This is a genomic window from Stenotrophomonas sp. 01N47, from assembly GCF_056399165.1.
Map to the genome: position 1 here is coordinate 161,193 of NZ_JBFTQU010000009.1, position 26,238 is coordinate 187,430.

Sequence of the window (26,238 nt, forward strand, 5' to 3'; positions counted from 1 at the left end):
GCATCTGGTAGTGCCGGCCGCTGGCCGGCAACCACAGCTTTTATCAGTGCGCCATCCCACGTGTAATCGCCGCAGCACGTTCCTTCAGCTGCGCCACCGCGTCGGGAATCATCTCCATGCCCACGTCCAGGCCCGGGTTCAGCACCAGGCCAACGCCCTCGCCGATGCCCGACAGCAGCGCATGCACCGCGATGGGCATGGCATGGGCGAACTGCGGCAGCTGCTCGTGCCAGATTTCCGCGCGCTCGGGCGCAGTGAACACCGCGAACATCGGCTCCCCGCCTTCGCTGGTCAGCACCAGCGGCGAAATGCTCTCGTCCCAGGCACCGTCTTCACCGATGGCCTTGTCCAGCAGCACGAACACCGGCGCGGTCAGCAGGCCATCGAGGAACTGCGAGGCCGTGAGGGTTCCGTCCTGGGCCTGCAACAGGCGCACTTCCAGGTCGTTGGCGGGTTCGAACGGCGTTTCGTGGTCCATGGTCGGTTCCGGTACGTGATTGCTGGCTGCAACTTTAGCAGGCCGCGTCCTCAACCACCGTGCCCTTGCCGCCACATCCACCCCGCCACTGCCAGCCCGGCCACCACCACCAGCATCACCGGCAGGCCGAAGCGGTGTCGCCACGGGATCGGCACCCCGCCCAGCTGCTGATCCATGCTTTCGGTATCCAGCACCCAGCCGTGTTCGCAGCCGGTGCAGGCCAGCTCGTAACGACGCTGGTAGACGAAGCCGAACAGCAGGTCGATGCGCGCCATCTTGTAGCGCAGTTGGGGGGCAAATTCGGTTTCGGTCTGGCAGCGCAGGCAGTGGTGCGATTCGGTGGGGCCGACAATCAGCACCCGTTCGTGTTGGCCGATCAGCAGCATGGCTCAGCCCTCTTTACAGGCGGGCTGGGCCAGCAACCAGGCTTCGGCCGCCGCCACCGTGGCGTCATCGCCAGCGGTGGCCTGGTCCGGCACGATCTTCCGCCCGTCGCCATTTCCGTTGCGATCGCGCATGACGCTGGTGGTCAGCACCAACGCGCTGCCGTCCACCAGTCGGCGCACCACGTTGGCAGTCGATACACCCGCCGTGGGCTGGCCGAAACTGCGGGTCTGCGCGCGGCCGCGGAACGCCAGAACGGTCGCCTCGCCGGAACTGGCGGTGCGCGGGCCGGTCAACACTGCCACCGGAGCGCCAACAAGGCTGGGTAGATAGCCGGGCTGGCCGAAATCCAGACGCGTCGCCTCCCCCATGCGCACACCACTGCCGGTGGTCTGCCACCGTACCGGACCGTCGGCGGTCTCGAATGATCCCACGTCCTCGACGCCCATTGCCGAGGTGCGCAGCAGCGGCGCAACGCCCAGCAGCATCGGCCACATGTTGCCGCCGGTGTTGTCGCGCAGGTCGACGATCCAGCCACAGCGAGGCGTGCTGTCCTTTTCACGGATGATGTTCTGCCAACTCACCGCACGCTGGATGTTCTGTTGCTGCAGCTGCTGCGGCGGCGCACCGGGGTCTGCCGCATAGCCCTCGATCAGCACCTGGCCGATACGCGGGTCACGTGCGCGAGTGGCGTCGCTTTCGCTGCGGGCAGCAGCGGTGGCGTTTTCGCGGGCGAAACGCTCCACGCGTTGCTGCTGTCGTTGCGGGGTCATCCAGCTGCCGTGACCGCCTGAACTGCGACCGATGGCCTCGGCCAGGACGGTCCGGACCTTGGCCGGATCGCCCTGCGCGTCCTTCAACCGCGTGCGCGTGACTGGCCAGTCGACCCTGCTTCGGTACAGCGCCTCGCGTTCGAGCATGTCCAGCAGCTGTGCCTGCGCGGCGGGTGAGGGGATCTCGATGGTGTCGGCCGCAGTGGCAGCGGTCGCTGCCAGCAGCGTGGCGATCAAGGCGGCTCGTGCCGGCAGTCCCTTGCTGTTTCGCATCGACATCTCCCTGTCGTTGGATGAAGGCGAAGCATAACGGTGCCGGAGCGGTGTGTTCCATCGCGCACCCTGTCGTGTTTGGCTTGGCAGGGCGCGTCGTATCGATTTGCAACTTTGCCCATGTCAGCGCGACCGCAAAAGCGCGAAGGTCGCTGTGCCAGCGCCACCTGCGCTGGCCGGGATTGGCGTCCCGAATCAAACATTCAAGCGATCAGATTGCCGATTCAGCGGCAATCACGACAATGCACCTGCTCGCCCATGGCGGGCGGTGCGTGGGGATCCTCGCGATCCGTCGGCTTTTTCGCTTGGATTTTGACCGGCACGCCAACCCGCACCGCCCGCCACCTTGCATCCCGCAGGTGGCCTTGCCCTGTGAGGTTGCTGCCATGACTACGCTCTACCCCACCTATCCCCGCCTGCACACATTGCTGGGCGATGCCCTGCCCGACCTGCAGCTGCCCAATGCCACTGCCGAAGCGTTGGAAGACGCACTGACCGAAGCCGATGAAGCTGCTCCCACGCCCGCCTTCTTCAAGCGGCTGCGCGAGGTCACGCGCTGCCACGCCGCTGACGGCGAGCCGTGGACGGAGCTGCGCATCACGCCGGCGCGTGCGCGCGATCTGGCCTGCACCACGCGTTGCCTGCTGGCGTTGTCGGCGCTGGGGGGTGTGCTGCTGGCGACGCAGGCGGCGCGTGAACTGGACGACGCGGAGGCGCAGTGCCCGCCACAGACCGAGGAAGGGCTGCTGCATGCGGTACAGCTGCTGGCCGAACACGCGGGCGCGTTGCTGGGGCGTTCGCCGTTGTGATGTGGCGGCATTGGGATTGCTTGACTGGTGGAAGGGCGTGTCGACCGAGGTCGACACCTACCAGAGCGGTTCATGGCGTCGGTTGGATTCGTGCCGACCAGGGTCGGCACCCACCAAAGCGGCCAAAGCGAAGGGCGCTACCAATCCGCGCGCAGGCCGATGTTGCCTTCGATGATGCGGCGCTTGCCGTTGTCGCTGCCACCAACCTCGCGGGTATAGTCGGCCACGGCATACGCACTGATCGCGCGGTTGAAACGTCCGACCACGCCGACACCGGCTTCCAGTGCGCGCGAGCGCTGCGAATTGATGATCGCGTCGCTGTCGAACAGGATGCGGTCCTCTCCCGAACGGCCATGCCAGTAATTCAACTTGAAGTACGGCTGCCAGCCGTTGTCGGCCAACTGGTAATCGCCCGCCAGGCGCAGGCCGACGCGGCCGGTCCAGGCGTTGTCGTTATCGAAGGAAACGGTGGACACCAGATCACGCTGGTCATCCAGTGAACTGCGCTGCCAGATCACCTGCAGCTGCGGCTCCAGCCACCACGATGACTACCCGAACTGCAGCAGTGGCTTGCCCGCTTCCAGCGAGAGCGTGGTGCCATCGCCCTTGAGGTCGATGCCCAGCCCGCGCGAGGAGCGCGTGCGGCCGTCGTAGCGGCTCTGCATCGCCACTGCGTCGATGTAGCCGCCGCTGCTGTCGGTCAACGTCCAGTACAGGCCCACGTGCTTGTCGTCCAACCGGCTCTGGCCCACCAGAACGTTGTCCCAGCCCACGGCCAGGCCGGTGATCCTGCCATCGGCGCGAGTGCGGCCGACGAACACGCCGATCTGGTTGCGGTGGCTGTCACCGCTGGCAGCCCACACATCCAGGCCTGCCTGCACACCCATCACGTCACCATCGAAGCCGGGCCGTGCATCGCCTTTCCAGTGGATCTCGCTGCTCTGCCCGACCAGCCGTCCCCATGCCGTGCGGAAGGCGCCCTGGTTGTACAGCAGTCGCTGTTCGCCCTGGCGCTCATGGAAGGTCCCCAAGCTGGCCAGCGAGGTCTCGCGCAGCAGCGGTGATACCACGGCGTAGGCCGCGGTCTCCAGGCGGTACAGCGGCACCAGGCCGTTCTCGTCCGGTGCGGCAGGTCTTGCCCCCGCAGTGGGCGGCGGCGAACCGGTACCGGGCAGGCTGCCACCGGCCACCGGCACGTCCGGCACGGGTGGATCGCTGGGCGGCGCTACGGGCGCAGGTTCCGGCGGCGGTGGCGGCGGTGCGGCTTCGCCTGCGGTCAGGTCCGGATCGACTGCGCCCTCCGGTGGCGGTGGGGGTGCCGGGGGAATCGGAGGCGGCGGCGCGACGGGCGGTGTCGGCGGTGGCGGTGGAACCACTTCGCCACCACCGTTCGGCGCGGGGCCCGGCCCGACCGCAACTGTCGATCGCAGGTACCAGTTTTCACCGGTACCCGCACTGACGCCGCCCTTGAACAGGAAGTACTCGTAGGCACCGGCCGAGACCGGCGCGAACAACGAGAAGGCACTGGGTGCGGTGGTGGCACCGTTCAGCGCCTGGACCACCAGGATGCCGTCGACCAGCGTGGCTGCTCCGCTGCCGCCCGCGTTGAGGATGCCAATGCCGGTGCTGCCGGTGGCCGTGCCGCCGTCGATCACCAGTCGGTCGCTGGTGGCGTTGTCCGCCGCCAGCACGGTACGCAGGTACAGTCCGCCACCATCGCCGCGATAATTGCCGCGCACGGTAAATACATCGCCCGGCGCAGAGCCGGTCAGATCGATGCGCCCGGCGTTGACCACATTGACCAACGCGCTGCCGCTGAAGGGACGCACTGCATGCGCCCCGCTGCCTGCATAGATCGTGCTGGTGTCATCCAGGATGAGCGAACCGGTACCGCTGACACTGTCACCGAGCACCAGATCGCCATCGAAGGTGAGCTCGGTGCTGCTGGCCAGGCTGATCGCTTCCCAGTTCTGGAAGCGCCCGACGCCGCTGCCTTTGACGTTGCTGAAGCTGAGACGATCATTGCCACTGCCGCCGTCAAACAGCGGTACCGCGCCGATGTTGCCCTGGTTGAGGTTGCTCAGCGTGGCCACGTCGTCGTCGGGGCCTGCGTCGATGGCGCCGTACACGATGCCGCCGCCGTTCCAGTTGAAGGTGTCGTTGCCGGTGCTCAGCAGCACCTGGCCACGCACGGTGCCACCGGTGATGGTGACGCTGTCGGCGCCGCCACTGACGCTGATGTTGCCGCCGATGTAGGCGTCGTTGGAGATGATGATGGTGTCGGTGTCGAAGCCGGTGACCACGTTGCCGTCGACGGTGCCGCCGGACATGTCCCACAGGTTCTTGTCCAGCTTCATGTTGACGCGTCCGATGCGGCCGTCGGTCATCCACGCCTGGTCGCCATCTTCGAACGCGCCGACGATGCGGCCACCGCTCATGCGGAAGGTGTCGATGTTGTCGCCCTGCTGCAGGGCGCCGATGGTGCCGCCGGTCATGACGAAATCATCGCGGCCACTGCCCTGCGTCACCAGCCCGGTGATGGTGCCGGCGTTGATGGTCAGCTGGTCATCGCCATTGCCCTGGTCGAGGCTGTCGATGGTGCCGCCGCTGAGCAGCAGCACATCGTTGCCATCGCCCTGCTGCACGCCGCCGCTGATGCTGCCGGCCAGCATCTGCAGACGATCGTTGCCGGCACCGAACTGCACGCCACTGCTGCCACTGATGGTGCCGCGGTTGACCAGCTCGCTGTCGCCGGCACCGCTGAACTGCAGTGCGATACCGCTGCCGGAACTGATGCTGCCGGTGTTGTCGACGCGGCTGCCACCGCCAAGCTGTACCGCAGTACCGCTCGCCGAGCTGATGGCGCCGAGATTGGTGAGCACGTGCCCGCCAGCGCCGAGCAGGGAGATGGCGCTGCCCGCTCCGGCCTGCTGCAGCTGCGCGCCATTGCCAACATTCACGGTGATGCCTGCAGCGCCACTGGCGCTGATGGCTGCTGTCTCGGGATTGGGGGCGGTGCTGCTGCAGGTGACGGTCTGCCCGGCGACGGGAGCCGTCGCATCGCACCCGGCCCAGGCGGCAGGGGCGGACAAGGCGAGCAACGAGGGCATCGCCAGGATCTGCAGAAGGGAAACGGTCAGACGGCGTTGGCGGAACCCGCGCGGGACGACATGGGACATACAGCACTCCTGGGTCGGGGATCAGGAACTGCGGATGGTCTGTACGACACTGCTGATGCAGTCTGCCCTGCCATGAATGGTTTCGATAGGTGAAATTGCAGGCAAGCGGTCACGTTTTCGATGTGAAACCGGGAAGCGCTCACGCGGTCCGCATGTCGATGAACCAGTTCACCTTCGTCAGCCTGCCAAGAGCATCCACGCATGGCGTGGATCTACTGCAATCCTGGCCCAGTAGATCCACGCCATGCGTGGATGACCCCGCAACCCACCAGCACAGTAGATCCACGCCATGCGTGGATGGGCCGTTCTCCACCATCTCTGCCGCGCTCAGATCTTCAGATAAATGCGACGTCGGTCCAGCCACCAGGCTACGCCCCACCACAGCGCAACGAACACCAACGCCTGCAGCATCGAGGCCAGCTCCAGCGCCTGCGGCATCGCCGCAGCCAGTTGCTGCCAGACCCACCCCCAGGCGCCGGTCGCCAGCAGGATCACTGACATCACCGAGGCACCCAGATAGGCGGTGATCGCATTGACGCCAAAGCGCCGGCCCAGTGCCGGCCATCCCTTGCGGTCGATCAGCAGGTGGCCCAGCCACAATGCCAGCGCGGCCAGGCCACCGGTCCACAGCACGTAGCTGGGCGTCCACAGCTGCTTGTTGAGTGGCAGTACGGTTGCCAGCAGCAGGCCGAGCACGGCGGTGACCGCACCCAGCGCGGCCAATGCACCGGCGCGGCCACTGCGCAGCAGACCGCCGGCCAGCAGGCCCAGCACGGTGCTGGCCAATGCGCCGAGACTGCTCAGCAATCCTTCCGGGTCATGGCCCAGACCGGTATCGGCCTGCCATTGGTAGATCCATGGCGCGAACAAGGTGGTATCCAGGCGACTGGCCGGGTTGGTCCACGGCACCAGGTCACCCACGCCCAGCAGCAGCGCGGTGTAGCCCACCAGCAGCGCCACCAGCGCGGCCGCCTGCACGCGCGGGCGCGCATACACCGCCAGCACGCCCACCACGGCCGCGCACAGCGCAATGCGCTGCAGCACGCCCCAGATGCGGAAATGGTGCGTGTGCAGTGCCCACCACACCAGCAGGTGCAGCAGCACACCGGCAACGGCGATGCGCAGTGCGCGTTCCAGCACGCCACGTGCAAGTGCTGGCCGTGCGGCCGCATCCAGCGCGCGCGGTGCAACGCTGAAGGCCATCGACACGCCTACCACGAACAGGAAGAACGGGAACACCAGGTCGGTCGGCGTGCAGCCGTGCCATTCGGAATGACGCAGCGGTGCGAACACCGCGCTCCAGTCACCTGGGTTGTTGACCAGCAGCATCGCCGCCACGGTCATGCCGCGCAGGGCGTCGATCGAACCCAACCGGCGTGGCGGCGCGCTGCTCATCGTCAGGCCGCCTCGTACTGGCCGGCGATCCACGTACCACGCACCTGCAGCGCGTCGTCCAGCAGCACCAGGTCGGCCTGGTAGCCCTCGGCGATGTAACCCAGGCGATCATCGACATTGAGGAACTGCGCCGGATAGGTCGAGGCCATGCGCGCGGCTTCGGCCAGCGGCTGGCGCAGCAACTGCACGGTGTTGCGCACGGCAGTGGCCATGTCCAGCGCCGAACCGGCCAGCGAGCCGGCCGCGTTGCGCACCACGCCGTCGATGGCAGTGATGGTTTCGCCATACAGCACGTAGCTCGGATCGTCGGCACCGACCGGCGGCATCGCATCGGTCACCAGCAGCAGGCGGCCACGCGGCTTGGCCGCCAGCGCTACCCGCAGGCTGGCCGGATGCACGTGCACGCCATCGACGATGATGCCGATCCAGCTGTCGCGATCTTCCAGCGCCGCGCCGACCGCGCCGGGCTCGCGGCCCTGCAGCGGCGACATCGCGTTGTACAGATGGGTGAAGCCACGAATGCCGGCATCAAGGCCGGCACGGATCTCTTCATAGGTACCGGCTGTGTGGCCAGCGGCGACGATCACACCACGCTCGACCAGCGCGCGGATGGTCTCCAGCGGCACGCGCTCGGGCGCCAGGGTCAGCAGGGTCACGCCGTTGTCCAGCGACGACGCCAATTCGATTTCCTGCTCGTCCGGCACGCGGAACTTGCTGGCATCGTGCGTGCCCTTGCGCGCCGGTGCGATGTACGGGCCTTCCAGGTGGATGCCGATCACGCCCGGCACGCCCTGCGCGATGGCCTGGCGCATCGCGCCGATCGCCTCGCGCATCACGACCACATCGTCACTGATCAGGGTCGGCAGCATCGCCGTGGTGCCGAAACGACGATGCGCACGGGCAATCGTGCGCAGCGACTCGACGTCGGGCGTGTTGTTGAACAGCGCGCCGCCACCGCCATTGACCTGTACATCGATGAAGCCGGGCAGCAGCCATCCACCGCCCAGATCCACCTGCTCGTCGGCCGTACCCAGCTGCGGCGCCGCGTCGGGCAGCAGCGCGCTGATGTGGCCGTCTTCGATCACCACCGCAAGATCATCGCGGAACTCATCGCCGGCAAGAATGCGGGCATTGCGCAGGACGGTTGCCATCACACCGTCTCCGTCACCTTGTTCAGATGCGGCGGCAGATCCGGGTTGAAGCCACGGCGCAGCGCCAGTGCATTGATCGCGCGGTAGAAGCTCTGCACCGTCAGCAGCGGCGCGCACAGCGGATGCGGCGCGGCAGCGACCGGCAGATTGCCGCCGGCACCGGCCAGCCACACCTGGGCACCACGTGCGGTGAACTCTTCAGCCACGGCACGGGTGCCGGCGCCGGTTTCATCGGGCTGGGCGAAGGCCAGCACCGGGAAGCCGCGATCGACCAGCGCCATCGGACCATGCTTTACCTCGGCCGAGCTGTAGGCCTCGGCATGCAGGCTGCAGGTTTCCTTGAACTTCAGCGCAGCTTCCTGCGCCGCACCCAGGCCGAGGCCACGGCCGAGCACGAACAGGTTGTTGGCCTCCACCAGGCCATCGGTCACCGCGCTCCAGTCGCACTGCCAGGCCTCGCGCATCGCATCGGGCAGCAGGTCCAGTGCATTGCGCAGCGCGCTGTCCTGCTTCCAGTACGCCGCCAGTTGCAGCAGCGCGGACAACGAAGCGAGGTAGCTCTTGGTCGCGGCCACGCTTTTCTCCACGCCGGCATGCAGCGGAATGACCGTGTCGGCCAGTTGTGCCAGCGGTGAATCCTCGACGTTGACCAGCGCCACCACGCGCGCGCCAGCGGCCTTGGCCGCCTCGGCATTGCGCAGCAGGTCCGGGCTCTTGCCGGACTGCGAGATGACAATGAACAACGCACCGCGCAGTTGCAGCGGTGCGGCGTAGACCGAACCGACCGATGGCGAGGCCGAGGCAACGACCAGGCCCAGCTGGGTTTCCAGCAGGTACTTGCCGTAGGTGGCGGCATGGTCGGAGCTGCCACGTGCGCAGGTCACCACGAACGGCGGCGGCGCAGCGCGCAGGCTGGCTGCCAGCGTCTCCATCACGGCGTGGTTGCGGGCGAACTGGCGGGCAACGACCTCGGCCGCTTCGGCAGCCTCGGCGAACATCAGGGTGGCGGTGGGATCGGACAGCGACATGGCAGGCTCAGGAAGGATCGGAAGGAAGGGGGCGCGCGGCGGCAGGACGCATCGGTGCGGTCGAGCCGCGCACCACCAGTTGCGGCACGAAGCCCTGGTTGTGCAGCGGCGCCGGCGCATCGTCGTAGGCATCGCTGCGCAGCTGTGCGATCAGCAGGCGCGCGGCATGGCGGGCGATGTCTTCGGTGGCCTGCTTGGCGGTGGTCAGCGGCGGCCACGACTGCCGCGAGAACGGACTGTCCTCGAAGCCGGCAATGGACAGGTCGTAGGGCACGTTCATGCCGGCCGACTTCGCTGCGGCCAGCACGCCGGCGGCGATTTCATCGTTGGAACCGAAGATGGCGGTGGGCGGTTCGCGCAGTGCCAGCAGGCGCCGCGCACCGCGGAAACCATCGTCGAAGGTGTAGTCGCCCTGCACCACCAGATGCTTGTCCAAGGTCATGCCGTAGTCCTTCAGCGCGGCCTCGTAACCGGCGTAGCGTTCGCCCGAAGAACGGTGCGAGGTGCCACCCCAGAGGAAGCCGATGCGCTGGTGGCCCAGCTGGATCAGGTGCTCGGTGATTTCATAGGCAGCTTCGCGGTCGTCGACGAACACGCAGGCGCCATCGGCCGGATCTTCGGTGGCGGCAATGATCCGCACCAGCTTGATGCCGCGCGCGGTGAGCGCCTGGACCAGGTCGCGACGTTCGGACATCGGTGCGGTCAGCACCAACCCGGCCAGGCGCGAGCGCTGCACCCAATCGGCCAGTTCATCGGCCAGCAGCGGCGAACTGGAATCGCACGGATGGATCTGCAGGCCGAAGCCGGTTTCGCGGCAGGCGGCGAGCACGCCGTTCTGCACGCCGATGATGTGGTACGGGTTGGGGTTGTCGTACACCAGCCCGATCACGAAGGTGGTGCCGCTGCGCAGGTTGCGCGCCGACGGATCGGGTTCGTAGTCGAGCTCGGCAATGGCACGCAGCACCCGCGCACGGGTGGCCTGCATCACCGAGGGCTCGTTGTTGATCACCCGCGACACCGTCTTCAGCGAGACCTTGGCCTTTTCGGCAACGTCCTTGATGGTCGCTCTGCGCATCGGCTTTTCCTGGGGTTGGCTGCCGTCCATCATCGCCGATCAGACCTTGTCCTGCGGCAGGCCGACGCGATGGCCGACCACCGAGTAGAACAGGATGTACAGGTAGCAGGGCACCATCAGCAGCAGGAACACCAGCTGGAAGTCGATGTGCTGCTTGAGCACGGCAAACAGCTGCGGAATGATCGCGCCGCCGGCGATGCCCATCACCAGCAGCGCCGAACCGGTTTCGGTGAAGCGGCCCAGGCCACGGATCGCCAGCGGGAAGATCGCCGGCCACATCATGGCGTTGGCAAAGCCCAGCAGGGCCACGAAGGCGACCGACACATAGCCATGGGTGAAGAAGGCGCCCAGGCAGAACACCACGCCCAGTACCGCAGAGACGGTCAGGTAGCGCGACTGCGAGACCACTCGCGGGATCAACGCCAGGCCGACCACGTAGCCGATCAGCATGGCGAACAGGGTGACCGCGGTGAACATCTTGGTCTGGTCCAGCGGCAGGTCGAAGCCATGACCGTAGGTACCGATGGCATCACCGGCCATCACTTCCACGCCGACGTAGACGAACAGGCACAGCACGCCCAGCCACAGGTGCGGGAACTGGAAGATGCTGCTGCGCTCGGCCTTGCCCGGTGCGCCGGCCGGGGTGGCATTGGCCTCGGAGGCCTTGATTTCAGGCAGCGGCGAGAACAATACCGCGACCGCCAGCACCACCAGCAGGCCGGCCATGGCCAGGTATGGCGCGTGGATCTTGGCCGCGAACTGGTTGAGCAGCGTGGTCTTGGTGGCCGCATCGGCGGCCTGCACCTGAGCGTCGAGGTCACCGATGCCATGCAGCACCAGAGTGCCGATCAATATCGGCGCCAGGATGCCGGCAATCTTGTTGCAGATGCCCATCATCGCGATGCGCCGTGCGGCGGTTTCGATCGGGCCGAGGATGGAGATGTACGGGTTGATCGCGGTCTGCAGCAAGGCAAGTCCACTACCGATCACGAACAGACCGCCGAGCGCGCCGGGATACCAGCGCTGGGTGGCGAATTCACCGAACAACGCCGCGCCGCCGGCCATCACCAGCAGGCTCAGGCTGAGGCCCTTCTTCATACCGGTGCGGCGCAGGATCCATGAGGCCGGCAGGGCCAGGAAGAAGTAGGACAGGTAGAACACCATCAGCACCAGGAAGGCGCCGACCTCGCTGAGCTCGAAGGCGAGTTTGACGAAGGTGATCAACGGGCCGTTGAGCCAGGTGAAGAAGCCGATCAGGAAAAACAGCACGCCGACGATGGCGATGGACGAGGCCACGTTCGGGCGTGCGCTTGCAGCGGGGACGGCTGACATCAGGAAGGCTCCTGCGGCGACGGCCGCAGAACACGGCGTCGGAGAGTGGCTGGGAACAACGTTGTCACATTCTTTCGGTGGACGACGACCGTTTGTCAACTTCCATGCACAGCCCACCGCACCCGATGCTGCACTGCGCAACGCGCTTGCACGGCCATGCGCTGAATGCGCTTCGCCCTTGAAGCCCCTTGCTGCAACGGTTCTGCCATGGATGCCGTACTCACGCCATGTAAACGTTTACGGCGATCTGCATTCGCTGCGGCGCAGCAACGAAAGTGTCACGAACTCGTTGACATCGTTGTCAACGCGGTTACAGACTCCGCCCCAATCGCCGGCTCCATCGTTGCCCTCTCCGGGGCCGGCCCCACCTGCAGCAGGAGCCCGCGTGACCGCCAGCCATCCCGCCCCGGCCCATGTCCTGTCCCGCGTCGCGCCCTCGTTCCTGGCCGCCGACGTTGGCGGCACCCATGTGCGTGTTGCCCGGGTCCAGGCCAGTGGTGACGATGCCCATCCGGTGCAGGTGCTCGATTACCGCAAGTACCGCAACGCCGACCATGCCGGGCTCAGCGCGATCCTCGCCGACTTCCTGGCCGAAGGCCCGCGCCCGTCGCACTGCGTGGTCGCCACCGCTGGCTATGCCCGCGAAGACGGTACGGTGATCACCGCCAACGTGCCATGGCCGTTGTCGGCCCGGCAGATCGAGGCCGATGTCGGCCTGCAGCGGGTGCACATCGTCAACGACTTCGAAGCCGTGGCCTATGCGGCCGCGCAGGTCGATGCCAGTGGCGTGCTGCACCTGTGCGGCCCAGACAGCGCACCGCGCGGCCCGACCCTGGTGGTCGGCCCCGGCACCGGTCTGGGTGCAGCGTTGTGGATTCCCACGGCCAACGGCCCGGTGGTACTGGCTACCGAAGCCGGGCAGCCGACCCTGGCCGCCAGCACCGAACTGGAAATGGCGATCGTCCGCCACATGCAGCGCGACCGCGCGCATGTGTCGATCGAACATGCCATCTCCGGCCCCGGCCTGATGAACCTGTACCGCGCGATCTGCGCACTGCAGGACCAGGCGCCGGCGCTGGCCAGCCCCGATGCGGTCACCGCCGCAGCAATGGCAGACACCGATCCGCTGGCACGACAGGCGCTGGATGTGTTCTGCGGCCTGCTCGGCAGCACCATCGGCGACATGGCCCTGTTCTATGGCGCCCACGGCGGGGTTTACCTGGCCGGTGGAATCCTGCCGCAGATCCGCGAGTACCTGCGCACCAGCACCTTCGTCGAACGCTACCTGCAGAAGGGGCCGATGGGCGAGGCGCTGGCACGCATCCCGGTGAAGGTGGTCGAACACGGACAGCTGGGCGTGATCGGCGCTGCCAGCTGGTACCTGCTCCACGCCGACGCCTGAACCTGAAACGGCTTCAACGCAATCGCAGCACGCAGTACGTGGCACGCCAATGCCCGGGACATCGCCGCCGCCCCGCGCACGTCATCGCAACCGCAATCCCATATCGCCGCCGGCATCCAATCGAGTGATGAGGAGAGACATCATGAATACCCGCAAGACCTTGCTTTCGGCCGCCATCATCAGCTGCATCGCCTTCAGTGCGCACGCGCAGCAGGCCGCCCAGACCGCCACCGATCTGGACACCGTCACCGTCACCGGTATCCGCGGTTCGATGGAAAAGTCGCTGGACACCAAGCGCGACGCCAATGCGCGCGTGGAAGTGGTCACCGCCGAAGACGTGGGCAAGCTGCCGGCGCACAACGTTGCCGACACCCTGCAGCGCCTGCCGGGCGTCAATATCAGCTCGTCCAGCGCCGATGAAGGCGGCTTCGACGAAGCCGACCGTGTCAGCCTGCGCGGCACCAGCCCCAGCCTCACCCAGACCCTGATCAATGGCCACACCGTCGGTTCGGCCGACTGGTTCGTGCTCAGCCAGGGCAACAACGTCGGCCGCAGCGTCAGCTACTCGCTGCTGCCGTCGGAACTGGTCAGCTCGGTTGAAGTGAACAAGTCCTCGCAGGCCAAGCTGCAGGACGGCGGCACCACCGGTACCGTCAACATCATCACCCGCAAGCCGCTGGAGTTCTCCAAGCAGTTCACCGCTGAAGGCTCGATCGGCATGGTGCGTTCGGACCAGGCCAAGTCGAATGACCCGCAGTACTCGGCATTGTTCAACTACAAGAACGAAGAAAACACCTTCGGCGTGATGGTGCAGGGCTTCAGCCAGAAGCGCGAACTGCGCCGTGAAGCACAGGAAATTCCGGGCGGCTTCTTCAAGATCGGCGCCGGTGATCCGGTTGCCAAGACCAATCCGGACCTGATCGGCGTCAACGTTCCCGGCCTGCTGGGTTCAACCCTGTTCGAACAGACCCGTGAGCGCAAGGGTGGCCTGGTCTCGCTGCAGTTCAAGCCGACCGACACCCTTACCCTGGGCCTGAACGGTTTCAGCTCCGAGCTGAAGGCGAACAACTACAACCGCAACTTCATGATGTTCGGCAACAGCTTCGCCAAGGTGCAGGCGCCGAACCCGGGTTATGTGGTCAAGGATGGCGTGCTGACCAACGCCACCTATGCGGGCGTGCCGGGCACCAACTACGCGGTGTACGACATGATCTACCGTGAGTCGAAGGCCAAGTCGAGCTACGTCACCTTCGATGCCGACTGGCAGATCAGCGACAGCCTGACCGCCAAGTTCCAGGCCGGCAGCACCAAGGGCACCGGTGAGACTCCGCGCCAGTACATCGCCGAGGTCACCGTGGGAAGCGGCGGTGGCGCCAGCTGGGCTACCCATGGCGCCGGCTCGCCGATCGACTGGAACGTCGGCGGCGACCTTTCGCCCAACGGCGTGACCAGCTTCGGCACCTGGGGCAACCAGCAGGTCACCGCCGAAGACAAGGAGAAGTGGGCCACGCTCGACTTCAACCAGTACTTCAACGACGGCGGCGTGCTGAGCTCCATCGACTTCGGCCTGCGCTTTGCCGACCACAAGCGCGAAGCGCTGTCGCCGGAAGGTGCAACGCCGGGTGATATCTGGAGCGCGCTGAAGAACGGTGCCACCTCCAACTATCCGAACGGCTTCGCTGGTGATATCGGCGGCACCTTCCCGCGCAACATCTGGTACTTCACCCCGGGTGCGTTGAAGGACGCGGTAACCAACAACTCCACCTGGCTGGCGGGCAACGACGGCCCGACCGGTCGCCACAACTACGGTGCCGAGTGGCAGGTGAAGGAAAAGAACTTCGCCGGCTACGTGCAGGCCAACTTCCGTGGTGACTGGTGGGCAGGCAACGTGGGCCTGCGTTACGTCAACATCAAGCAGGACATCAACACCTACAACGCGGTCAGCAATGCCGCCGATGCCGACGTCAGCAGCCTGTTCGGCATGTGGGAACGCGTGGCCTTCCAGAACAAGCGCAACCGCGTGCTGCCCAGCGCCAACATCAAGTTCGACCTGGACGACAAGCTGGTGCTGCGCGTAGCGGCCTCGCAGACCCAGACCCTGCCCGATTACTCGGCACTGGGTGCATCGTCGTACGGTTCGGATCTGAACCGGACCGGCGGCGGCGGCAATCCGAACCTGAAGCCGACCCTGTCCACCAACCTGGATGCCAATCTGGAGTGGTACTTCATGCCGCGCGGCCTGCTGTCGATTGGTGCGTACCACATGGACCTGAAGGACTACATCGCCTTCGACGTGGTTTCGCGCCAGCTGTACAGCGAACTGACCAACCAGCTTGAGACCTACCAGATCTCCACCCCGATCAATGCCGACGGCAAGGTCACCGGTGTGGAAGTGGCTTATGAGCAGCCGATCGGCGAGTACTTCGGCGTCAATGCCAACTACACCTACGCCAACGGCAGCACCGCGCACACCTGGTCGGACGGCTCGCACAACCTGCTGGGCACCTCGAAGAACACCTACAACGTGGGTGCCTACTTCGAGAACGAGCGCTTCGGCGCGCGGGTCAGCTACACCCACCGCTCCTCGTTCCTGATCAGCCTGTCGGGCACCAACCCGTACTACCAGGATGACTTCGGCACGCTGTCGGCGTCGCTGAGCTTCAAGGCCACCGACTGGCTGAGCATCAGCCTGGATGGCCTGAACCTCAACAACCCGACCTACAAGTACTACCAGACCGCGGCCATTCCGACCTCGTTCTACAGCAACGGTCGCCAGTACTACCTGAACTTCCGCTTCAAGTACTGATCCAACGGCAGCTTCATCGCCGAGTCGTGCACGCACGCCGGGCCTGGGTCATTCCGGGCCCGGCGTTTTTCATGTATAGCGAACATCGCACCCGATTCAAGGAGTCCTTCCGATGACGAAGCCCACCCGCGCCAGGATGCGCAGCCTTCTGTTGCTGGGCAGCCTGCTGGCCGCCCTGCCCGTGCTGCCGGCACTGGCCGCCGATGCCCCGGCACTCGATACCGGCCCCGGACCGCAGTTGCGCGCCGGCAGCCTGATGTTGATTCCCGCACCGGCCAACGTGCAGCGCGGCAACGGCGCGGGCATCACTGTCGGCGCGGGCACCGTGTTGCATGCCGATGGCGAAGCCGCACAGCGCGTCGCTGCACAGTTCGCCGATCTGCTGGCGCGCAGTGGTGGGCCGCGCCTGGCAGTGGCCAACGGCAAGGCCGTCACCAAGGGCGGCAGCATCCGCTTCCAGATCGTGCCGACCTTCCGCGACAGTGGCGAGGGCTACACGCTGGAAAGCACCGCGCAGGGCGTGGTGGTGCAGGCCGGCAACGAGTCCGGCCTGTTCTACGGCGCCACCACGCTGGCCCAGCTCGCCACCGGCGGCAGCAACGGCGTGCTGCCGGCCGTGCAGATCCAGGATGCGCCGCGTTTCAGCTGGCGCGGCTTCATGCTCGACTCGGCGCGGCACTTCCAGAGCCTGGACGAGATCAAGCGCGTGCTCGATGCGATGGCCGCGCACAAGCTCAACACCTTCCATTGGCACCTGACCGACGACCAGGGCTGGCGCATGGAGATCAAGCGCTACCCGAGGCTGACCGAGGTCGGCAGCTGCCGACTGCCGGCCGGTGACGGCGGCATCGATCCGGTCAGCGGCAAGGAGCATCCGTACTGCGGCTTCTATTCGCAGGACCAGATCCGCGAAGTGATCGCGTACGCGGCCGCGCTGCATATCCAGGTGATTCCGGAGATCGATGTCCCCGGCCACGCCACCGCTGCCATCGCTGCCTATCCGGAACTTGGCACGATCAACACGCCACTGAAGCCGTTGAGCGAATGGGGCGTGTTCCCGAACCTGTTCAACGTCGAGGACGGCACCGTTACCTTCCTGGAAAACGTGCTGGAAGAAGTGATCCAGCTGTTCCCGGCCAGGTACGTGCATGTGGGTGGCGACGAGGCAGTGAAGGACCAGTGGGAGGCATCAAAACAGGTGCAGCAGCGCATGCGCGCGCTCGGCATCAAGGATGAGATGGCCATGCAGAGCCACATCATCAAGCGCCTGGAAACCTTCCTGGAACAACACGACCGCCGCCTGATCGGCTGGGACGAAATCCTTGAGGGCGGCCTGCCGCCGCAGGCCACGGTAATGTCCTGGCGTGGCACCGAAGGCGGCCTTGCTGCGGCCAGCGCCGGCCACGATGTGGTGATGTCGCCGGTCAGTCACCTGTACTTGGATTACCTGCAGACGGCCTCGCCAAACGAACCGCCGGGCCGGCCGACGCAGGTGAACCTGGCCAAGCTCTACAACTACGAACCGGTGCCGGCCGAACTGGCCGCCGACAAGCGCGGGCACATCCTCGGCCTGCAGGCGAACATGTTCACCGAGCACACGCGCACCTACGCGCGTCTGCAGCACAACCTGTTCCCGCGCCTGGCCGCCGTGGCCGAGACCGGCTGGAGCACGCCGGAGCATCGCGATTTCCGCGACTTCCTGGCCCGCCTGCCCTCGCAGCTGCAGCGCTATCGCGCCTGGGGCCTGGCGTATGCACAGACGCCGTTCGAAGTAGGCGTTGCCTACACCGATGACCACGCGGCGAACACGGTGACCGTGTCGCTGGCCAATCCACTGGGCTATGAAGTGCGCTACAGCAGCGACGGCAAACCGGTGACCGCGCAATCGCCGCTGTACCAGCAGCCACTGACGTCCACGCTGCCGGCGACGGTGCAGGCTGCCGCCTTCTACCAGGGCCAGCCGCTGGCTGCGAAGCCGACGGTGGCGGCATACACCGCGCAGTCGCTGCTGTCGCGGCACAGCGAAGCACTGCGCAGCTGCGTCGGCGAGAAGGGCTTGGTACTGCGCCTGGAAGATGATGGTCCGCGCGAAGGTGCACGTGCGGTGTTCACCGTCGACATCTTCCAGCCGTGCTGGCGTTGGCCGCAGGCACAGCTGGATGGCATCGGCAGCGTGGAAGTGCGCGCGGGCCGCATTCCGTACTACTTCCAGCTGGCCCACGACGAGCCGAAGCGTCGCTTCGAAAAGGCCCGGAGCGCGCACGGCGAAATGCTGATCCGTCGCGGTGACTGCACGGGCAAGGTGCTGGCACAGGTGCCGCTGCCGGCGCAGACCGATGCCGATGGCTTCGTGACCCTGCGTGCGGAATTGCCGAAGGGCACTTCGGGTACGGGTGATCTGTGCATCAACTTCACCGGCGACACGCGCCCGGCGATGTGGGTGCTGGATGAGGTGACGCTGGGGAAATAACAGCGGATCTGCCTGTGGCGGGTTTCATCCACGCATGGCGTGGATCTACAGTAGAGCCAGGCCATGCCTGGCTGCCTTTGGTAGTCGCCAACCTTGGTTGGCGCGCCTTACCCCCGCCAGCGCAACAGGATGTCGCGCAGCGGGGTCAATGCGGTAGCCATCCCCGCCAACACGCCAACGGTGTTGGCCACCGCGTCCATCGGATCGGCCATGCGGTTGCTGGTCAACGCGCCCTGCGCGAACTCGATGCCGACGCCCATCAGCACCAGGCCAGCACCCACCCACAGCAGCGGGCGGCCTCGTCGGAACAACTGCACCGCGCTTCCAGCCAGGATGAAATAGGCCAGGAAATGCTCGCCCTTGTCGCTGTTTTCCGGCAGCGGGATCGGCGGTGGTGGAATCAGGCAGACCACGATCACCGTCAGCACCGCCAACACCCATAGCGCGGTCCACAGGCGCGGCCGCCGCAGCGGCTTGATCACCGGCGACGCTGCACTCACAGGCGCCAGCTCAGGTCGCCCAGTTCGAAAGCCGGTTCGAAATCAACGTCGCGCTGCAGGCCAATGGCCTGGAAACGCTCGCCCATCTCCGTCGGCAGGGTCAGCTTCTTCACCTGGTCGCGCAGCTGGATGCGGCCCACTTCATCGGTGCGCTCCTCGGCCAGGGTCAGTACCTGGTCCAGGCCGTTGCCGAGCAGGAAACTGGCCTGGCTGCAGTACCCGGCCAATTCAAATCCGCCATGCAGGCCGGCCTCGGCCATGGCAGTGAAATCGACCGATGCGGTGATGTCCTGCAGGCCCGGCCAACGATGGATCTCGTTGTGCACGTGGTGGCGGTAGAACGCGCGCACGGTGCCGTCATCGCGTTCTTCCTGGTAGAACTCTCCCCGGTTGTAGCCGTAATCCACGAACAGCATGGCGCCGCGCCGCAGGCCACCGGCCACCGCCTGCAGCCAGTACGGCAGCTGCGGCAGCACTTCGGAACGGTAGCCGTCGGCAAAGGGCTTTTCCAGGTAGCGCTCGAGATGGCGCACCGCGCCGTTGAGCAGCAGGTCGGCCGGCTGCGCGCCACGGATGAAGTTGCCCTGCGCGTCCAGTTCGACGGTTTCCTCGTATACCTCGCCGTCCTTGATGAGGAAGCGCGGTGTCGGCAGCGCATCGATCACCTCGTTGGCGAACACCACGCCGTCCCAGTCGTCCTCGAACGGACGATCAAGCCATTCCACCCGGCCGGCCAGTTCGGGCGGCAGGTTCTGCTGCAGGCGCTCCTGCTGGCGATGGCGCAGGTCCGCACTGGGTTCAAGGATCGCGTAACGGGCCGGCAGCGCCTCCAGCTCGGCCAGGCGCAACAGCACCGCCTCTGCGAAGGCGCCGGTGCCGCCGCCCAGTTCCAGCATCCGTGCGTGCGCATCGAGCTGGCCGAACACCGGCGCCAGCGCATTGGCCACGCTGCCGGCGAACAGGCTGCCGAGTTCTGGTGCGGTGGTGAAATCGCCGCTGCCGCCGAATTTGCTGGCACCGGCGCTGTAGTAGCCCCAGCCCGGCGTGTACAGGCACAGCTCCATGAAGCGGGAGAATGGCATCGCCCCACCCTGTGCGAGGATCTCGGCACGCAGGGCGGCGGCCAGTTGATCGCTGTGGGCCTGGGCATCGGCTTCGGGCAGGGGGAAGGTAGGCTGCATGGCGTCTTCGAATGCGGTGACAATGGTGCACAGGATAGCCGAGCCTTGGAGGACCCTCGATGAGTGACACCGCCCCCGTGGCCCTGATCACCGGCAGCGCACGCCGGATCGGCGCAGCCATCGCCCGCCAGTTCCACGCCTGTGGCTGGTCAGTGGTGCTGCACGCGCATACCTCCAGCGCCGAACTGCAGCAGGCCGCCTTCAACCTGGACAACGAGCGCCCCGGCAGCGTGCTGGCGTTGCAGGCCGACCTGCGCGACGCCGATGCCCTGGCCGATCTGGTCGAGCAGGCGGTCACCCACTTCGGCCGCCTGGATGCGCTGGTCAACAACGCCTCCAACTTCTTCCCCACCCCGCTCGGCCAGGTCACCGCCGAGGCGATGGACGAGCTGTACGCGGTCAACGCGCGCGCGCCGCTGCTGCTGGCCCAGGCCGCCGCGCCTTACCTGCGCCGCCAGCACGGCTGCATCGTCAACCTGACCGACCTGCACGGCACCGACCCGATGCGCGACCACATTGCCTACACGATGGCCAAGGCGGCGCTGGAAATGGCGACCCGCTCGCTGGCGCTGGAACTGGCGCCGAAGGTGCGGGTGAACGCGGTGGCACCCGGTGCGATCCTGTGGCCGGAACAGGGCAAGGACGACTTCGCCCGCGAGGCGCTGCTGGCGCGCACGCCGCTGGCGCGGATCGGCACCGTCGAGGAAATCGCTGAAGCGGTGTACTGGCTGGCGGCCGAGGCCAGCTTCGTCACCGGCCACACGTTGCGCGTGGATGGTGGGCGTACGGTCAGCTGAAATGCTGCCGGCCAGCGGCCGGCACTACCGGTAGTGCCGGCCGCTGGCTGACCGGATCGACGAAGTCCGGGGCGATGTCAGCCAGCGGCTTCAGCACGAAGGCATGCTTCAGTTCCGGGCGCGGAATACGCAGATGGCCGGGGCCCTCCACCACCAGGTCGCCATAGAACACCACATCGACGTCCAGGGTCCGGTCGGAGAAGCGCGGGCCACTGCGGTCACGACCATGCGCATCTTCCAGCGCATGCAGCCAGTCATCCAGTTCCTGCAGCGGCAGGTCGGTCTCGAGGGCAACGCCGTTGTTGAGGAAGGCCGGGCCGTCGAAACCGACGGCAGCGGTGCGGTAGGCGGCAGACACCTGCAGCGCGCCAAAGCGCTCGCGCAGGGCCGCCACCGCAGCGTGGAGGTAGCGGCGGGGATGGACGTTGCTGCCCAGGCTCAGGAGCACGGTGGTCATGCGGTTCCGGTGACGGCAATCAGGTGGAGCGCGGGCATGCCATCGTCACAACGGCCTGCCTACAATCCGGGACGCATATGATAGGGCACCGACATGACCTATTGCGTTGGAATCGAGGTGGACGAGGGCCTGGTCTTCGCCGCCGACACCCGCACCAATGCCGCGCTGGACGATGTCCGCGTGCACCGCAAACTGCACGTGTTCGAATATCCCGGCCAGGCCGCCTATGTGGTGATGGCCGCTGGCAACCTGGCCACGACCCAGTTGCTGGTGTCGCGACTGAAGCGCGATGCCGAGGAGCGGCGCACACCGAACCTGCGCGACATGGCCCATCTGTTCGAGGCTGCGGCCTACGTCGGCTCCCTGCTGGTGGACAGCCAGGTACAGAGCCAGCACACCGAGCATGGCCACGACGGGGTGAACACCCAGGCGACGCTGATCTTCGGTGGACAGATTGCCGGTGAACAGCCCGGCCTGTACATGGTCTATCCGCTGGGCAACGCCATTGCCGCCTCGCCGGAGACGCCCTATCTGCAGATCGGTGAATCCAAGTACGGCAAGCCGATCCTGGACCGCATCCTGACCCCGTCCACGCGCCTGGAAGATGCCGCACGCACGGCGATCGTCTCGCTGGATTCGACCATCCGTTCCAACCTGTCGGTGGGCCTGCCGGTCGACCTGGCGCTGCTGCGCGCCGGCGAACTGCGGATCAGCCAGCAGCTGCGGCTGGGCGCCGATTCGCCGCTGTATGCCGACATCCACCAGAACTGGTCGCGACGGCTGGAACAGGCGGTGGAAAGCCTGCCGCGGTTCCCGTGGGAACCCCAGGACCGGTAGTGCCGGCCGCTGGCCGGCATCTGCGTGTGGTCGGATCATTGCGGATGCCGGCCAGCGGCCGGCACTACCCCTGATTTCAGCCCAGCGCGTCGGCCACCGCGCGGAAGACCTGCTGCATCTGGAGCGGCTTGCGCAGCAGGTGCACCTCGATGCCAGCGGGGAACACATCAACCGGCATTTCCCCGGCAGCATCTTCCAGCACCAGCGCCGGGCCGCGATAACCGAGCGTGGCCATCTCGCCCAGCAGCTGGCTGGCCGACAACAGCTTGGAGCCGGCATCGGCAATCACCAGCGCCGGCATCGCCTCCTGCTGCATCCAGCGCAGCGCAGCCGGGCCATCGGAGGCCAGCTGCAGCTGATAGCCCTGGCTGGACAGCGCATTGCCCAACAGCGACAGGCGCGTGGCTTCACCATCGACCACCAGGATCGACTGGCCGCTGCCCAGCGCCACGAGCTGTTCGATCGGTTCGCCGCCCTCGGCGCTGGCATGCATCGGCAAGCGCAGCTCGAAGCAGGTGCCCCGCCCCAGCTGGCTGTCGACGTGGATGCTGCCACCGGCACCTTCAACGATGCGCTTGCAGGAAATCAGGCCCAGCCCGGTGCCATCGGCCTTGGTGGTGAAGAACGGGTTGAACAGGTGCGACAACGTGTCCGCATCCATGCCGGTGCCTTCATCGACCACCGCGATGCGCAGCCAGTCCTCGCCATCGCGCTGGCCACCATGGCTGGCGGTCAGGCTCAGGTTGCCACCCTGGGGCATCGCCTGGATCGCGTTGAGCGCCAGGTTCAACAACACCTGCTGCAACTCGGTGTAGTTGGCATCGACCACCAGCCCCTCATCCTCGACCACCAGGTCCAGGCGGACGCCATCGGGCACGTTGCTGCGCAACAGCAGCGCCACGGCCTGGAACAGGTCATCGATGTGGATGCGTTCGCTGGCCTTGCGCGAGCCACGCACGAACGACAGCATCGATTCGGCCATCTCATGGCCACGGCGACCGCACTCGGCGATCACGTCGGCCAGGTGGTGCAGCTGCGGATCTTCGGTACGCGCCTTCAGCAGGTCCGGCATGATCAGCAGCGGCTGCAGGATGTTGCGCAGATCGTGGCTGAGCCCGGCGGCCAGCAACGACAGGCTTTCCAGCCGTTGCGCGCGCATCAGCTCGGTTTCCACCCGCGAGCGCTCGATGGCGCTGCGTGCCTCACGCACCGCGCGCGCCACGGCCGACGGCAGGCGCGCCGGCTGGTGCTTGATGATGTAGTCGTTGGCTCCCTTCTGCAGGGCCGCCACCGCATTCTCCTCGCCCATGGTGCCGGAGACGAAGATGAAAGGTACCTCCGGCAACGCATCGCGCACGATGCGCAGCGCGTCGTCGCCGGAGAAGCCAGGCATGCTCAGGTCGGACAGGACAATGTCCGGCTGGAAGCGCGCCAGCGCATGGCGCAGGTCGTCCGCGCTCTCGACACGCTCGAAGGTGGCCTCAAGGCCTGCATCGAGCATCTGTTCGGACATCAGCTCGGCATCCTCCGGGGAATCTTCCACCAGCAGGATGCGCAATGCGCCGAGCGCGGGACCGGTCAGGGGCATGGGCCTACTCGATCTCCGGAGCCTGGTTGATCAGTGCCCAGAACTTGCCCAGGGTCTGCACTGCGCCGAAGAACTGGTCCACGTCCACCGGCTTGACCACGTACGCGTTCACGCCCATGTCCCAGCTGCGGGCCAGGTCGCTTTCCTCGCGCGAGGAGGACAGGATCACCACCGGCAACCGCTTCAGCTCATCGTGTTCGCGGATCTGCCGCAGCACTTCCAGGCCATCCATGCGCGGCATCTTGATATCCAGCAGCAGCACCGCCGGCAGGCCCTCTTCGCGGCTGGCGAAGGCGCCACGGCGCAGCAGATAATCCATCACTTCCACGCCGTCTTCGACGTGCACGATGGGATTGGCCAAGCGCGCTTCCTGCAGCGCATCGATCGCCATTTCGGCGTCGGCCGGGCTGTCTTCGGCCAGGAGGATGGTGCGCAGCGTCGTCATGCGATGGGGCCCTGTTTGTCCGTGTCGAGCACGGGGGGAAGATAGAAGTGGAAGGTGGCGCCGGCATCCGGTGCGGCTTCGGCCCAGATGCGGCCGCCATGGCGGGTCAGCACCCTGCGAACGCTGGCCAGGCCGATACCGGTGCCGGGATAGTCGCTGGCCTTGTGCAGGCGCTGGAATACACCGAACAGCTTGCCGGCGTAGGCCATGTCAAAGCCTGCACCATTGTCGCTGACCGTGAACTGATGACCGCCATCGGGCTGCTGCTGGTAGTCCACGCGGACCTTGGCCGGCTCGCGGTTGGCTGAATACTTCACCGCGTTGCCCAGCAGGTTCAGCCAGACCTGGCGCAGCATGTTTTCGTCGCCCACCACGATCGGCAGCGGCGCGATGCTCCATTCCACCTGATGGGCGTGGCCACTGCTCTCGGCTTCGCTCTGCACGTTCGCGTCGAGCATCGCGCGCGTATCGGCCACCAGCGACTGCATGTCCACGGTCTGCTGGCGCATCGCCACACGGCCCAGGCGCGAATAGACCAGCAGGTCGTCGATCAACGTGGCCATGCGCCGCGCTGAACCGGAGATCACCCCCAGGTAGTGCTGGCTCTTCTCGTCGGCAGCCTCGCCCAGATGGCGCGACAGCTTGTCCGAGAAACCGGCGACATGGCGTAGCGGCGCGCGCAGGTCGTGCGACACCGAGTAGCTGAACGCTTCCAGTTCGCGGTTGACCTCCGAGACCTGGGCAACCTTGCCCTCCAGCTGCCGGTTCAGTTCTTCAACACGTGTCTGCACCGCACGCTGCACGGTCACATCGCTGACGGTCAGCAGCACCACTTCATCGTCGGTGTCAGGCAGCGGCATGCGCCGGGCGTTGAGCAGCATGTAACGGGACATGCCGTCGACGGTGCGTTGTTCGTGTTCGAAATCCCACAGTTCGCGGCCGCGCAGCAACACATCGGCCAGACGCTGGCGCACCACCGGGTCACGCCACGCGCCCTCGCCTACGTCTTCCAGCAGCAGGCCGTCGGCGCGCTCATCCTGCAGCCCGTACAACTCGGAGAACGCGGGATTGTGCAGCTGCACGCGCAGCTCGCGATCCAGCAGCACGATCGGTTCGCGCACGGTCTGCAGCACCGACGCCGCGCGTGCCGCAGCGCGCTGCGACTGCCGCTCTGCCTGCAGGCGGCGGCCGATCTGCCGTTGCAGCAGCCACAGCACCAGGCCGAGCAGTGCCAACTGCACCAGCAGCGAGCTCCACGACACGAAGTTGGTCTGCCGCTTCTGTCGCTCCGCCTGCGCGGTGCGCTGGGCCAGCAGCGCTTCCTCGCTGGCCTGCAGCTCTTCTACCAGGCCGCGGATCGGGTAGCGCGTGCTCAGGTCCTGCACCAGCTCGCGCTGGTCGCTGTTCGGCTCGGACTTCGCCAGTTCACGCGCAACCCCCAGCCGGCCTTCCAGCATCGACTGGATGCGGCCGATGCGGATCAGCTGGTCGGGATTGTCGCGGGTCATCCGGCCCAGTTCGGCCAGACGCTCGGGGATGTCGTTGGCCTTGCCCATGCGCTCGCGCAGGCCCGGCGCGTCCACGCCCTTGGACAGCGTCAACGCCGCCGACTCGATGTCGCGCACGTCGGTCTGCAGCTGCTGCAGGGCGACGGTCACCTGCTGGGTATGGGTCACCCAGCCCATGGCCAGTTCGTTGTCCTGCTGCAGTTTGCGCAGGGTCAACCACGGGACCACGATGATGGCTGCCGCTGCCAGTGCCAAAGCAGGCAGTCGCCAGCGATCCCAGATGTCATCACTGAAAACCAGCGCCATAGTTCCTCGTCAGCTCAGCCGGGGAGTGCGATCCGGGCAGGACCGGCCACGGCGGAACCGGCAA

22 protein-coding genes are annotated in these 26,238 nt (G+C 66.5%); 6 read left to right on the forward strand and 16 right to left on the reverse strand.

Features of this window, described 5'->3' with window-relative positions:
- Window positions 1-43: 43 nt before the first annotated feature.
- The 3 genes from AC1DKR_RS16785 to AC1DKR_RS16795 are packed head-to-tail and all read right to left on the reverse strand — an operon-like array spanning window position 44 to window position 1,908.
- Window positions 44-478 (reverse strand): SseB family protein, encoded by a 435-nt coding sequence (locus tag AC1DKR_RS16785; RefSeq protein WP_049467432.1) that lies wholly within the window; start codon window positions 476-478, stop codon window positions 44-46.
- Between the two features lie 50 nt (window positions 479-528).
- Window positions 529-864, reverse strand: coding sequence for a hypothetical protein (locus AC1DKR_RS16790; RefSeq protein WP_312785993.1), 336 nt, complete (start codon window positions 862-864; stop codon window positions 529-531).
- Window positions 865-867: 3 nt separating this feature from the next.
- Window positions 868-1,908, reverse strand: coding sequence for a S41 family peptidase (locus AC1DKR_RS16795; protein ID WP_312785994.1), 1,041 nt, complete (start codon window positions 1,906-1,908; stop codon window positions 868-870).
- A 386-nt stretch (window positions 1,909-2,294) separates the two neighbouring features.
- On the opposite strand from AC1DKR_RS16795, the gene AC1DKR_RS16800 reads away from it, so the two are divergent.
- Entirely contained in the window at window positions 2,295-2,717 is a 423-nt protein-coding gene (locus tag AC1DKR_RS16800; RefSeq protein ID WP_312785995.1) for a hypothetical protein, read from the forward strand.
- A gap of 137 nt (window positions 2,718-2,854) precedes the next feature.
- On the opposite strand, the gene AC1DKR_RS16805 is transcribed toward AC1DKR_RS16800, so the two are convergent.
- The 7 genes from AC1DKR_RS16805 to AC1DKR_RS16835 form a co-directional block, all read right to left on the reverse strand.
- The gene (locus AC1DKR_RS16805) at window positions 2,855-3,253 is read right to left on the reverse strand and encodes an autotransporter domain-containing protein (RefSeq protein ID WP_478034038.1); all 399 of its coding nucleotides are present in this window, start codon (window positions 3,251-3,253) and stop codon (window positions 2,855-2,857) included.
- A gap of 12 nt (window positions 3,254-3,265) precedes the next feature.
- The gene (locus AC1DKR_RS16810; protein ID WP_478033806.1) at window positions 3,266-5,896 is read right to left on the reverse strand and encodes an autotransporter outer membrane beta-barrel domain-containing protein; all 2,631 of its coding nucleotides are present in this window, start codon (window positions 5,894-5,896) and stop codon (window positions 3,266-3,268) included.
- Window positions 5,897-6,223: 327 nt separating this feature from the next.
- Complete coding sequence (locus AC1DKR_RS16815; RefSeq protein ID WP_478033810.1) at window positions 6,224-7,291, reverse strand: acyltransferase family protein; 1,068 nt, start codon at window positions 7,289-7,291, stop codon at window positions 6,224-6,226.
- A gap of 2 nt (window positions 7,292-7,293) precedes the next feature.
- Complete coding sequence (gene nagA, locus AC1DKR_RS16820) at window positions 7,294-8,442, reverse strand: N-acetylglucosamine-6-phosphate deacetylase (RefSeq protein WP_088100949.1); 1,149 nt, start codon at window positions 8,440-8,442, stop codon at window positions 7,294-7,296.
- Entirely contained in the window at window positions 8,442-9,470 is a 1,029-nt protein-coding gene (locus tag AC1DKR_RS16825) for an SIS domain-containing protein (protein WP_317220827.1), read from the reverse strand. Before AC1DKR_RS16825 ends, nagA begins: the two co-directional genes overlap by 1 nt.
- A 7-nt stretch (window positions 9,471-9,477) precedes the next feature.
- On the reverse strand, window positions 9,478-10,545 hold the full coding sequence (locus tag AC1DKR_RS16830; RefSeq protein WP_478033814.1) for a LacI family DNA-binding transcriptional regulator: 1,068 nt from the start codon (window positions 10,543-10,545) through the stop codon (window positions 9,478-9,480).
- Window positions 10,546-10,584: 39 nt separating this feature from the next.
- Window positions 10,585-11,877 (reverse strand): sugar MFS transporter, encoded by a 1,293-nt coding sequence (locus AC1DKR_RS16835; RefSeq protein WP_478033816.1) that lies wholly within the window; start codon window positions 11,875-11,877, stop codon window positions 10,585-10,587.
- Between the two features lie 385 nt (window positions 11,878-12,262).
- Between AC1DKR_RS16835 and AC1DKR_RS16840 the strand changes: the two genes are divergently transcribed.
- The 3 genes from AC1DKR_RS16840 to AC1DKR_RS16850 all read left to right on the forward strand — a co-directional run bounded on the left by AC1DKR_RS16840 (window position 12,263) and on the right by AC1DKR_RS16850 (window position 18,555).
- Window positions 12,263-13,279, forward strand: a complete 1,017-nt coding sequence (locus tag AC1DKR_RS16840; protein WP_363731599.1) for a glucokinase family protein — start codon at window positions 12,263-12,265, stop codon at window positions 13,277-13,279.
- 142 nt (window positions 13,280-13,421) lie between these two features.
- Window positions 13,422-16,085: a TonB-dependent receptor gene (locus AC1DKR_RS16845; protein ID WP_363731596.1), complete on the forward strand. Its 2,664-nt coding sequence runs from the start codon at window positions 13,422-13,424 to the stop codon at window positions 16,083-16,085.
- A gap of 112 nt (window positions 16,086-16,197) precedes the next feature.
- Window positions 16,198-18,555, forward strand: a complete 2,358-nt coding sequence (locus tag AC1DKR_RS16850; RefSeq protein ID WP_478033824.1) for a beta-N-acetylhexosaminidase — start codon at window positions 16,198-16,200, stop codon at window positions 18,553-18,555.
- Window positions 18,556-18,662: 107 nt separating this feature from the next.
- Here AC1DKR_RS16850 and AC1DKR_RS16855 read toward each other — a convergent pair whose 3' ends face one another.
- Window positions 18,663-19,055, reverse strand: coding sequence for a VanZ family protein (locus AC1DKR_RS16855; RefSeq protein ID WP_312111673.1), 393 nt, complete (start codon window positions 19,053-19,055; stop codon window positions 18,663-18,665).
- On the reverse strand, window positions 19,052-20,236 hold the full coding sequence (locus tag AC1DKR_RS16860; RefSeq protein WP_478033827.1) for a class I SAM-dependent methyltransferase: 1,185 nt from the start codon (window positions 20,234-20,236) through the stop codon (window positions 19,052-19,054). The genes AC1DKR_RS16855 and AC1DKR_RS16860 overlap by 4 nt, the downstream gene beginning before the upstream one ends.
- Before the next feature lie 59 nt (window positions 20,237-20,295).
- On the opposite strand from AC1DKR_RS16860, the gene AC1DKR_RS16865 reads away from it, so the two are divergent.
- On the forward strand, window positions 20,296-21,033 hold the full coding sequence (locus tag AC1DKR_RS16865) for a pteridine reductase (protein WP_025878691.1): 738 nt from the start codon (window positions 20,296-20,298) through the stop codon (window positions 21,031-21,033).
- Here AC1DKR_RS16865 and folK read toward each other — a convergent pair.
- Window positions 21,026-21,490, reverse strand: coding sequence for a 2-amino-4-hydroxy-6-hydroxymethyldihydropteridine diphosphokinase (gene folK, locus AC1DKR_RS16870; protein ID WP_478033829.1), 465 nt, complete (start codon window positions 21,488-21,490; stop codon window positions 21,026-21,028). The two genes, AC1DKR_RS16865 and folK, sit on opposite strands and share 8 nt — an antisense overlap.
- Window positions 21,491-21,583: 93 nt before the next feature.
- Here folK and AC1DKR_RS16875 point away from each other — a divergent pair, with 93 nt between their 5' ends.
- Entirely contained in the window at window positions 21,584-22,327 is a 744-nt protein-coding gene (locus AC1DKR_RS16875; RefSeq protein WP_025878693.1) for a proteasome-type protease, read from the forward strand.
- 76 nt (window positions 22,328-22,403) lie between these two features.
- Here AC1DKR_RS16875 and AC1DKR_RS16880 read toward each other — a convergent pair whose 3' ends face one another.
- Genes AC1DKR_RS16880 through AC1DKR_RS16890 form a run of 3 tightly spaced genes read right to left on the reverse strand, consistent with a single transcriptional unit; the run spans window position 22,404 to window position 26,174 of the window.
- Entirely contained in the window at window positions 22,404-23,915 is a 1,512-nt protein-coding gene (locus AC1DKR_RS16880) for an ATP-binding response regulator (protein WP_312786956.1), read from the reverse strand.
- Between the two features lie 4 nt (window positions 23,916-23,919).
- On the reverse strand, window positions 23,920-24,360 hold the full coding sequence (locus AC1DKR_RS16885) for a response regulator (RefSeq protein ID WP_025878695.1): 441 nt from the start codon (window positions 24,358-24,360) through the stop codon (window positions 23,920-23,922).
- Window positions 24,357-26,174 (reverse strand): sensor histidine kinase, encoded by a 1,818-nt coding sequence (locus AC1DKR_RS16890; protein WP_025878696.1) that lies wholly within the window; start codon window positions 26,172-26,174, stop codon window positions 24,357-24,359. Before AC1DKR_RS16890 ends, AC1DKR_RS16885 begins: the two co-directional genes overlap by 4 nt.
- Window positions 26,175-26,238: the final 64 nt, after the last annotated feature.

Excerpts from the sequence above, each read along its gene's own strand:
- AC1DKR_RS16785 (WP_049467432.1), bottom strand. The coding sequence starts at position 478 with ATGGACCACGAAACGCCGTTCGAACCCGCCAACGACCTGGAAGTGCGC.
- AC1DKR_RS16815 (WP_478033810.1), bottom strand. The coding sequence starts at position 7,291 with ATGAGCAGCGCGCCGCCACGCCGGTTGGGTTCGATCGACGCCCTGCGC.
- AC1DKR_RS16810 (WP_478033806.1), bottom strand. The coding sequence starts at position 5,896 with ATGTCCCATGTCGTCCCGCGCGGGTTCCGCCAACGCCGTCTGACCGTT.
- nagA (WP_088100949.1), bottom strand. The coding sequence starts at position 8,442 with ATGGCAACCGTCCTGCGCAATGCCCGCATTCTTGCCGGCGATGAGTTC.
- AC1DKR_RS16835 (WP_478033816.1), bottom strand. The coding sequence starts at position 11,877 with ATGTCAGCCGTCCCCGCTGCAAGCGCACGCCCGAACGTGGCCTCGTCC.
- AC1DKR_RS16890 (WP_025878696.1), bottom strand. The coding sequence starts at position 26,174 with ATGGCGCTGGTTTTCAGTGATGACATCTGGGATCGCTGGCGACTGCCT.
- AC1DKR_RS16860 (WP_478033827.1), bottom strand. The coding sequence starts at position 20,236 with ATGCAGCCTACCTTCCCCCTGCCCGAAGCCGATGCCCAGGCCCACAGC.
- folK (WP_478033829.1), bottom strand. The coding sequence starts at position 21,490 with ATGACCACCGTGCTCCTGAGCCTGGGCAGCAACGTCCATCCCCGCCGC.
- AC1DKR_RS16825 (WP_317220827.1), bottom strand. The coding sequence starts at position 9,470 with ATGTCGCTGTCCGATCCCACCGCCACCCTGATGTTCGCCGAGGCTGCC.
- AC1DKR_RS16880 (WP_312786956.1), bottom strand. The coding sequence starts at position 23,915 with ATGCCCCTGACCGGTCCCGCGCTCGGCGCATTGCGCATCCTGCTGGTG.
- AC1DKR_RS16800 (WP_312785995.1), top strand. The coding sequence starts at position 2,295 with ATGACTACGCTCTACCCCACCTATCCCCGCCTGCACACATTGCTGGGC.
- AC1DKR_RS16885 (WP_025878695.1), bottom strand. The coding sequence starts at position 24,360 with ATGACGACGCTGCGCACCATCCTCCTGGCCGAAGACAGCCCGGCCGAC.
- AC1DKR_RS16845 (WP_363731596.1), top strand. The coding sequence starts at position 13,422 with ATGAATACCCGCAAGACCTTGCTTTCGGCCGCCATCATCAGCTGCATC.
- AC1DKR_RS16875 (WP_025878693.1), top strand. The coding sequence starts at position 21,584 with ATGACCTATTGCGTTGGAATCGAGGTGGACGAGGGCCTGGTCTTCGCC.
- AC1DKR_RS16830 (WP_478033814.1), bottom strand. The coding sequence starts at position 10,545 with ATGCGCAGAGCGACCATCAAGGACGTTGCCGAAAAGGCCAAGGTCTCG.
- AC1DKR_RS16865 (WP_025878691.1), top strand. The coding sequence starts at position 20,296 with ATGAGTGACACCGCCCCCGTGGCCCTGATCACCGGCAGCGCACGCCGG.
- AC1DKR_RS16850 (WP_478033824.1), top strand. The coding sequence starts at position 16,198 with ATGACGAAGCCCACCCGCGCCAGGATGCGCAGCCTTCTGTTGCTGGGC.
- AC1DKR_RS16795 (WP_312785994.1), bottom strand. The coding sequence starts at position 1,908 with ATGCGAAACAGCAAGGGACTGCCGGCACGAGCCGCCTTGATCGCCACG.
- AC1DKR_RS16790 (WP_312785993.1), bottom strand. The coding sequence starts at position 864 with ATGCTGCTGATCGGCCAACACGAACGGGTGCTGATTGTCGGCCCCACC.